This is a genomic window from Streptomyces sp. GC420 (assembly GCF_009916105.1).
Lineage (GTDB): Bacteria > Actinomycetota > Actinomycetes > Streptomycetales > Streptomycetaceae > Streptomyces.
The window spans coordinates 1-7,043 of the sequence record NZ_JAAAXQ010000387.1 but is presented as its reverse complement, the minus strand read 5'-3'; the positions used below and the strand labels follow the sequence as shown (position 1 = coordinate 7,043).

Below are 7,043 nucleotides of genomic sequence, written 5' to 3'. Positions count from 1 at the left end.
CCCGCCCGGTCCGCCCCGCCCGAGCTCGTCCGCCCAGGCCGCGAGAGCGTCGAAGTCCGCGCGGGTCAGCCCGAGGGCGGGGTGGATCGTCATGAGCAGGGCGTGCCCGAGGTAGTCGCGCTCCACGAACTCCCGGTCCAGAGCGGTGATCTCGTCGTCGATCCAGGCGAAGGGACGTCCGCCGGCGTACTCCAGGACGTACTGCGTCTTCCAGAAGGTGCCGCGCGGTGAGCGCCCCCACATCGAGGGCCACTCGATGTGGGGCAGTTCGGGCAGTCCGAGGTGCGGGCCGATCCATTCGTTGGCCTCGCCCCGCCAGGTCGTCGCCCACACCAGTTCGTAGGCGTCGGCCAGCCGCGTGAGCTCGGCGCCGTGCGCCGGGTTGAGCCACAGCCGGAGCGGCCTGGCGCCCGGCCACCCCGACGGGCGGGCCCGGTGGGTCTCGTAGCCGTCGGGCCGCCGCTCGGGCTTGGCGGCGTACGGGTTCAGGGGGCCGTCCACATCGATGAGCAGCAGCGGCTTCATCCACCGAGCATGGCGGGGTCCACGTGTTCCGGGCAATGACTTATCTCCGTCTCGGATGAGACATTCATGTATCGTGTGGGCTATCTTTGTTTCATGACAGTCGATCGTGAACAGGTGCTGCGCAGCGCCGCCGCGCTGCTCACCCGCAAGGCGACCGCCACCATGGACGAGGTCGCCAGGGCCGCCGGCATCAGCCGCGCCACCCTGCACCGGCACTTCGCGGGCCGCGACGCGCTCGTGCGCGCCCTCGAGCAGCTCGGCATCGAGGAGTTCGAGGCCGCGCTCGACCGGGCGCGCACCGAGGAGGGGCCGGCGGCCGAGGCGCTGGGGCGGCTGGTCGCCGAGACCGAGACGGTCGCCGGGTTCCTCGCCTTCCTCGTCACCGAGAACCAGCTCTTCGAGGGCGAGCAGCAGAACGAGGGCTGGGCCCGCCTCGACGCCCGCGTCTCCGCGCTCTTCCGGCGCGGTCAGGAGCGCGGCGAGTTCCGCATCGACCTGACCCCCGCCTGGCTGACCGAGGCGCTGTACGGACTGATCGGCGCCTGCGCCTGGTCCGTGCAGGACGGCCGGGTCGCCGCCAACGACTTCCAGCACATGGTCGTCGAGCTGCTGCTCGGCGGCGTACGACGTGAGACACGGAGCGCACTCCCATGAGCAGCGGCATACTCGACAAGCCGGCCACGACCCCGGTGCGGGGACGGTGGGCGGCGCTGTGCGTCCTCGTCCTCGCCGTGCTCCTCGTCGCCGTGGACGCGACCGTTCTCGGCCTTGCCACCCCGTTCATCACCGAGGACCTGCGCCCCTCGGGCACCGAGCTCCTCTGGATCGGCGACGTCTACTCCTTCGTGCTCGCCGGACTGCTCGTCTCCATGGGCAGCCTCGGCGACCGCATCGGCCGCAAGAAGCTCCTGCTGACCGGCGCGGCCGCGTTCGGCGCCGTGTCCGTCCTCAACGCGTACGCCACGGGACCGGGCATGATGATCCTGGCCCGGGCCCTGCTCGGCGTGGCCGGCGCCACCCTGATGCCCGCGACCCTCGCGCTGATCCGCAACCTCTTCCACGATCCGCGGGAACGCAGTCTCGCGGTCGGCATCTGGGGCGCCACCGCCTCCGCCGGAGCGGCCGTCGGTCCCGTCGCCGGCGGATTCCTGCTGGAGCACTTCTGGTGGGGTTCCGTCTTCCTGATCAACCTGCCCGTCATGGCCGTCCTGGTTCTGGTCGGAGCCCGGCTGCTCCCCGAGTCCCGTGACCCCGCCCCCGGCCCCTGGGACCTGCCGAGCGTCGGCCTGTCCATGGCCGGCATGGCCGGAGTCGTGTACGCCATGAAGGAACTCGCCGCCGAAGGGGTGAACGGAACCATGGCGGGAGCAGGCCTGCTGGGCGTCCTCGCGCTGGCCTGGTTCGTCCGGCGGCAGCTCACCCTGGACACTCCGCTGCTCGACATGCGGCTGTTCCGGCACCGCGGCTTCTCCGGTGCCGTCCTCGCCGACCTCCTGACCATTCTGGGCCTGTCCGGGCTGATCTTCTTCCTCTCACAGTTCCTGCAACTCGTGCAGGGCCGCGCCCCGCTGGAGGCCGGACTCGCCGAACTCCCCGCCGCCGTGGGCGCGGTGGCCGCCGGGCTGGCCGCGGGACGGGTCGCCCGGCGGTACTCCGTGCGCTCGGTGGCCGCCGGCGGCCTGGCCGCCGTCGGAGCCGCGCTCGGCACGCTCACCGCACTCGGCCAGCACACCGGCTACCCGGCCCTCGGAGCCGCGCTCCTCGTCGTCGGAGTCGGCGCGGGCCTCTCCTTCACCGTCACCTCGGACGTCATCCTCTCCAGCGTCCCCAAGGAGCAGGCGGGCGCCGCGTCCGCGGTCTCCGAGACGGCGTACGAACTCGGCGCCGCGCTGGGCATCGCCCTCCTCGGCTCCGTCGTGACCGGCGTCTACCGTGACTTCACCGCCCCGGCCGGCATCCCCGCCGCCACCGTCACCGAGGCCCGTGAGTCCCTGGGCGGCGCCGCGGAGTCGGCCGGAACGCTTGCCCCGCACGAGGCGACGGCACTGCTCGACGTCACCCGCGAGGCCTTCGTCGAGGGCCTCCGCCTCGCCGCGGGCGCCGGCGCCGCCGTCCTGCTGGCCGCCGCCGCGGCGGCCTGGTTCCTGCTGCGGTCCCAGCGCCTGGACACCAGGGTCTGACGCCGGCAGGGGCTATCGCCTGCGCTCGACCCGGCGCTCGTCCCAGACCGGTTCCGGCGCCTCACGGACCCGGCCGTCCGAGCCGAACACCAGGTACCGGTCGAAGGACCGGGCGAACCAGCGGTCGTGGGTGACCGCCAGGACCGTGCCCTCGTACGCTTCCAGACCCTCCTGCAGCGCTTCCGCCGACTCCAGGTCCAGGTTGTCCGTCGGCTCGTCGAGCAGCAGCGCGGTCGTACCGCGCAGTTCCAGCAGCAGGATCTGGAAGCGTGCCTGCTGGCCGCCGGACAGCTTGTCGAACGGCTGGTCGCCCTGCCGTTCCAGCTCGTAACGCCGCAGCGCGCTCATCGCGCCGCCGCGGTCCCTGGCGTGCTCGGTCCACAGGATGTCGACCAGCGTGCGCCCCTCGAGTTCCGGGTGCGCGTGGGTCTGCGCGAAGTGACCGGGATTCACCCGGGCGCCCAGCTTCCACTCGCCCGTGTGGGCCACCTCCTCGCCCGCCAGCAACCGCAGGAAGTGCGATTTGCCGGAACCGTTGGAGCCCAGGACGGCCACCCGTTCGCCGTAGAAGACCTCGAGGTCGAAGGGCTTCATCAGCCCGGTCAGCTCAAGCCCCTTGCAGGTCACCGCCCGTACGCCGGTGCGGCCGCCACGCAGCCGCATCCGGATGTCCTGCTCGCGCGGCGGCTCCTGCGGCGGCCCCGCCTCCTCGAACTTGCGCAGCCTCGTCTGGGCCGCCTGGTAGCGGGAGGCCAGCCCGTCGTTGAACGCGGCCTTGTTCTTCAGCGTGTTGACCAGTTGCTTGAGCTGGGCGTGCTTCTCGTCCCAGCGCCGGCGCAGTTCCTCGAAGCGCGCGAAGCGCTCCTTGCGGGCCGCGTGGTACGTGTCGAAGCCGCCGCCGTGCACCCATACGTCGGACCCGGCGGGACCGGGCTCCACGCTCACGATCTTCTCGGCCGCGCGGGCCAGCAGTTCCCGGTCGTGGGAGACGAAGAGAACCGTCTTCTTGGTCTCCCGGAGCCGTTCCTCCAGCCAGCGCTTGCCGGGCACGTCCAGATAGTTGTCGGGCTCGTCGAGGAGCAGCACCTCCTCGGGCCCGCGCAGCAGCGCCTCCAGGACGAGCCGCTTCTGCTCGCCTCCGGACAGCGTCCGCACCTCGCGCCACTGCGCCTTCTCGTACGGCACTCCGAGCGCGGCCGTCGTGCACATGTCCCAGGTCGTCTCGGCCTCGTAGCCGCGCACTTCCGCCCAGTCGCTCAGCGCCTGCGCGTACTCCATCTGCGCGGCCTCGTCGTCACGGGTCATGATGGCGTGCTCCGCCCGGTCCACCGCCCGCGCCGCCTCGCGGATCCGCGGCTGGGCCACCGACACCAGCAGGTCGCGGACCGTCCGCTCGTCCCGCACCGATCCCACGAACTGCGGCATCACTCCGAGGCCGCCGCTGACCGTGACCGTGCCCGCGTGCGGCTTCAGTTCCCCGGACACCAGCCTGAGCAGGGTGGTCTTGCCCGCGCCGTTGGCCCCCACCAGCGCGACCGCCGCGCCCTCCCCGACCCGGAACGAGGCATCGGAGAGAAGCACCCGCCCGTCGGGCAGGTAGTAGTCGAGATGCGCGGCTTCCAGATGTCCCATGGGCGCATTCTCACCGTCCGTGACCGCAGCGCCAAATGCTTTTGGCGCCGTGGCCCACTGTCCCCCGCCGTATCCGCCGTACCCGGCCGGGCGAGCGCCATGACCGTGCGCGGCACGGGCGGCCGTCATGCCGGAAGGCCGCTCAGGCGACCGGGTAGCAGTGCGCGGCCACCCGGGGAAGCCGCAGCCCCGGGTTCCAGGCGCGCAGTACCGCCGCCGACGGGGCGAAGAGTTCTCCGGGTATCGCGCCGGGTTCGGTCCACTGCCAGCGGCGGATCTTGTCCGGTTCCCGCACCACGGGCTCACCGGCGGACTCGGTCACGGCTGCCGCGGAGATCCGGGTCACCCCGCGCACGCCGTCCATCAGGACCGCCACGACGCGCACCGCCGCGGCGCCGACCGCCAGACCGGTCTCCTCGGCGAGTTCCCTGACGGCGGCGTCCTCGAAGCTCTCGCCCGGGTCGACCTTGCCGCCGGGCAGTTCCCAGCGGCCGTCGTGCCCCTGCCCCAGTAGGACCCGGCCGGCGGGGTCGAGGACGACGACACCGACGCCCGTCACGCCGTTCGGCGCGGGGGCGGACCGCTCGGGACGTTCGGGCAGCAGGCCGGCACCCGTCAAGTTCAGGCCGCCTTGGCCTTGGTGGCGTACATGTCGACGTACTCCTGGCCGGACAGGCGCATGACCTCGGTCATCACGGAGTCGGTGACGGCCCGCAGCACATAGCGGTCGCGGTCCATGCCCTCGTAGCGGGAGAACTCGAGCGGCTCGCCGAAACGGACGGTCACCCGGCCGGGGCGGGGCAGGCCGGCACCGCCGGGCTGGAGCTTGTCGGTGCCGATCATCGCGAAGGGCACGACCGGTGCGCCGGTCATCAGGGTGAGGCGGGCGATGCCGGTACGGCCGCGGTACAGGCGTCCGTCGGGGGAGCGGGTGCCCTCGGGGTAGATGCCGAAGACCTTGCCCTCCTCCAGCACCCGACGGCCCGTCATCAGCGCCGCCACTCCGCCGTTCGCGCCGTCCCGGTCCACCGGGATCATGCCGACCCCGGTGAAGAACCAGGCCATCATCCGGCCCTTGAGTCCCTTGCCGGTGACGTACTCGTCCTTGCCGATGAACAGCACCTGACGGTCACAGACCAGCGGAAGCACCATGGAGTCGATGAACGTCAGGTGGTTGCCGGCGAGGATTACAGGACCGGTCCCGGGGATGTTCTCGGCGCCTTCCACACGAGGGCGGAACATCAGGCGCATGATCGGTCCGAGCACTGCCTTGATGAGCGCGAATCGGGACAACGTGCCCTCCGGTCTTCTTCTGTCCGGCGAAGTGTGAAATGAGGTCTCTGCAGGTGGGGACATTACTCGCCACGGTCCGCTGATCGCACACCGGGTTCACCATGTCGATACGCAGTGTTGACATGTGTTTCCGCCACGTTCCATCACGGGTCCCCTCGAAGTCCGTCGTCCAATCCTACGATCAAGCCCCGTGTGTCGCCGGACAGGCGCGGTACAGCGGTTGAAGGAGTGTTGATGACGCAGGACATGGCGGACGGAACACAGCGGCCCGGACGACGCGCGATGCTGGGGGCCGCGGTCCTCACGGCGGGTGCGACGGCGCTGGGACTGCCCGGCACCGCGAGCGCCGCCGGCGGCTCCGGCCCGAGCGGGGGATCCTACCGGAGCCTGCCCGTGCCGGCTGTGATCGCGCACCGGGGCGCGAGCGGCTACCGGCCGGAACACACCCTCGGTGCCTACCAGCTGGCCCTGGACATGGGCGCCGACGTGATCGAGCAGGACCTGGTGCCCACGAAGGACGGGCACCTCGTCTGCCGGCACGAGAACGACATCACGGGCACCACGGACGTGGCCGACCACCCCGAGTTCGCCTCCCGCAAAACCACCAAGACCGTCGACGGGACCTCGCTGACCGGCTGGTTCACCGAGGACTTCACCCTCGCGGAGCTGAAGACCCTGCGGGCCAAGGAACGCATCCCCGCCGCCCGTCAGGAGAACACCCTCTACGACGGCCGCTGGACCGTGCCCAGCTTCGAGGAGGTGCTGCGCTGGGCGGACAGGGAGGGCCGCAGGCGGGGCAGGCCGGTCTGGCTGCACGCCGAGACCAAGCACCCCTCCTACTTCCGGGGCATCGGCCTGGGCCTGGAGGAGCCGCTCGCCCGGCTGCTGCGCAAGTACGGCCGCCACCGGAAGGATTCGCCCGTCTTCCTCCAGTCCTTCGAGCCCACCAGCATGGAGCGGATGTCCCGGCTGGTGCAGTCCCCGCGCGTGGTGCTGCTGTGGACGCCCGACGACCGCCCGTGGGACTTCGTCCAGTCCGGCGACCAGAGGACGGTCGCCGACCTGGTCACGCCCGAAGGCCTGAAGTGGATCTCCGGGTTCGCGCAGGGCATCGGCCCGCTGCTCGACCTCGTCATCCCGAAGAAGGCGGACGGCAGTCTCGGTACGCCGACGACGCTCGTCCGGGACGCCCACCGCGCCGGGCTGATCCTCCACCCGTACACGATGCGCAACGAGAACACCTTCCTGCCGGCGGAGTTCCGCCGGGGCACCGACCCCACCGCGTACGGGGACGTCTTCGGCGCCTACAGGGCGTACTTCGAGCAGGGAATCGACGGCATCTTCACCGACAACCCGGACACCGGACTGCTCGCGGCCGAGGACTTCCGCCGCCGCTGAAGGGGCCGCGATACC

7 protein-coding genes are annotated in these 7,043 nt (G+C 71.5%); 3 read left to right on the top strand and 4 right to left on the bottom strand.

Features of this window, described 5'->3' with window-relative positions; all coding sequences use genetic code 11:
• The coding region (locus GUY61_RS31910) for an HAD domain-containing protein (RefSeq protein WP_166633777.1) at positions 1-525 on the bottom strand (525 nt) is incomplete at its 3' end.
• Positions 526-618: 93 nt separating this feature from the next.
• On the opposite strand from GUY61_RS31910, the gene GUY61_RS31905 reads away from it, so the two are divergent.
• Together GUY61_RS31905 and GUY61_RS31900 are read left to right on the top strand one after the other, a co-directional pair.
• Positions 619-1,179 carry a TetR/AcrR family transcriptional regulator gene (locus GUY61_RS31905; protein ID WP_166633775.1) on the top strand — a complete coding sequence of 187 codons (561 nt, stop codon included), beginning with the start codon at positions 619-621 and terminating at the stop codon, positions 1,177-1,179.
• Positions 1,176-2,705 carry an MFS transporter gene (locus GUY61_RS31900; RefSeq protein ID WP_166633773.1) on the top strand — a complete coding sequence of 510 codons (1,530 nt, stop codon included), beginning with the start codon at positions 1,176-1,178 and terminating at the stop codon, positions 2,703-2,705. Before GUY61_RS31905 ends, GUY61_RS31900 begins: the two co-directional genes overlap by 4 nt.
• Positions 2,706-2,717: 12 nt before the next feature.
• On the opposite strand, the gene GUY61_RS31895 is transcribed toward GUY61_RS31900, so the two are convergent.
• The 3 genes from GUY61_RS31895 to GUY61_RS31885 all read right to left on the bottom strand — a co-directional run bounded on the left by GUY61_RS31895 (position 2,718) and on the right by GUY61_RS31885 (position 5,693).
• Positions 2,718-4,337 (bottom strand): ABC-F family ATP-binding cassette domain-containing protein, encoded by a 1,620-nt coding sequence (locus tag GUY61_RS31895; protein ID WP_166633771.1) that lies wholly within the window; start codon positions 4,335-4,337, stop codon positions 2,718-2,720.
• A gap of 142 nt (positions 4,338-4,479) precedes the next feature.
• Positions 4,480-4,962 (bottom strand): NUDIX hydrolase, encoded by a 483-nt coding sequence (locus GUY61_RS31890; protein ID WP_166633781.1) that lies wholly within the window; start codon positions 4,960-4,962, stop codon positions 4,480-4,482.
• Positions 4,959-5,693, bottom strand: a complete 735-nt coding sequence (locus tag GUY61_RS31885; protein ID WP_166633769.1) for a lysophospholipid acyltransferase family protein — start codon at positions 5,691-5,693, stop codon at positions 4,959-4,961. The genes GUY61_RS31890 and GUY61_RS31885 overlap by 4 nt, the downstream gene beginning before the upstream one ends.
• A 171-nt stretch (positions 5,694-5,864) precedes the next feature.
• Between GUY61_RS31885 and GUY61_RS31880 the strand changes: the two genes are divergently transcribed.
• Complete coding sequence (locus GUY61_RS31880; protein ID WP_243766903.1) at positions 5,865-7,028, top strand: glycerophosphodiester phosphodiesterase; 1,164 nt, start codon at positions 5,865-5,867, stop codon at positions 7,026-7,028.
• Positions 7,029-7,043: the final 15 nt, after the last annotated feature.

What these genes read in the sequence shown, in the direction of transcription:
- GUY61_RS31905 (WP_166633775.1), top strand. Translation starts at nt 619, where the DNA reads ATGACAGTCGATCGTGAACAGGTGCTGCGCAGCGCCGCCGCGCTGCTC.
- GUY61_RS31900 (WP_166633773.1), top strand. Translation starts at nt 1,176, where the DNA reads ATGAGCAGCGGCATACTCGACAAGCCGGCCACGACCCCGGTGCGGGGA.
- GUY61_RS31895 (WP_166633771.1), bottom strand. Translation starts at nt 4,337, where the DNA reads ATGGGACATCTGGAAGCCGCGCATCTCGACTACTACCTGCCCGACGGG.
- GUY61_RS31885 (WP_166633769.1), bottom strand. Translation starts at nt 5,693, where the DNA reads ATGTCCCCACCTGCAGAGACCTCATTTCACACTTCGCCGGACAGAAGA.
- GUY61_RS31880 (WP_243766903.1), top strand. Translation starts at nt 5,865, where the DNA reads ATGACGCAGGACATGGCGGACGGAACACAGCGGCCCGGACGACGCGCG.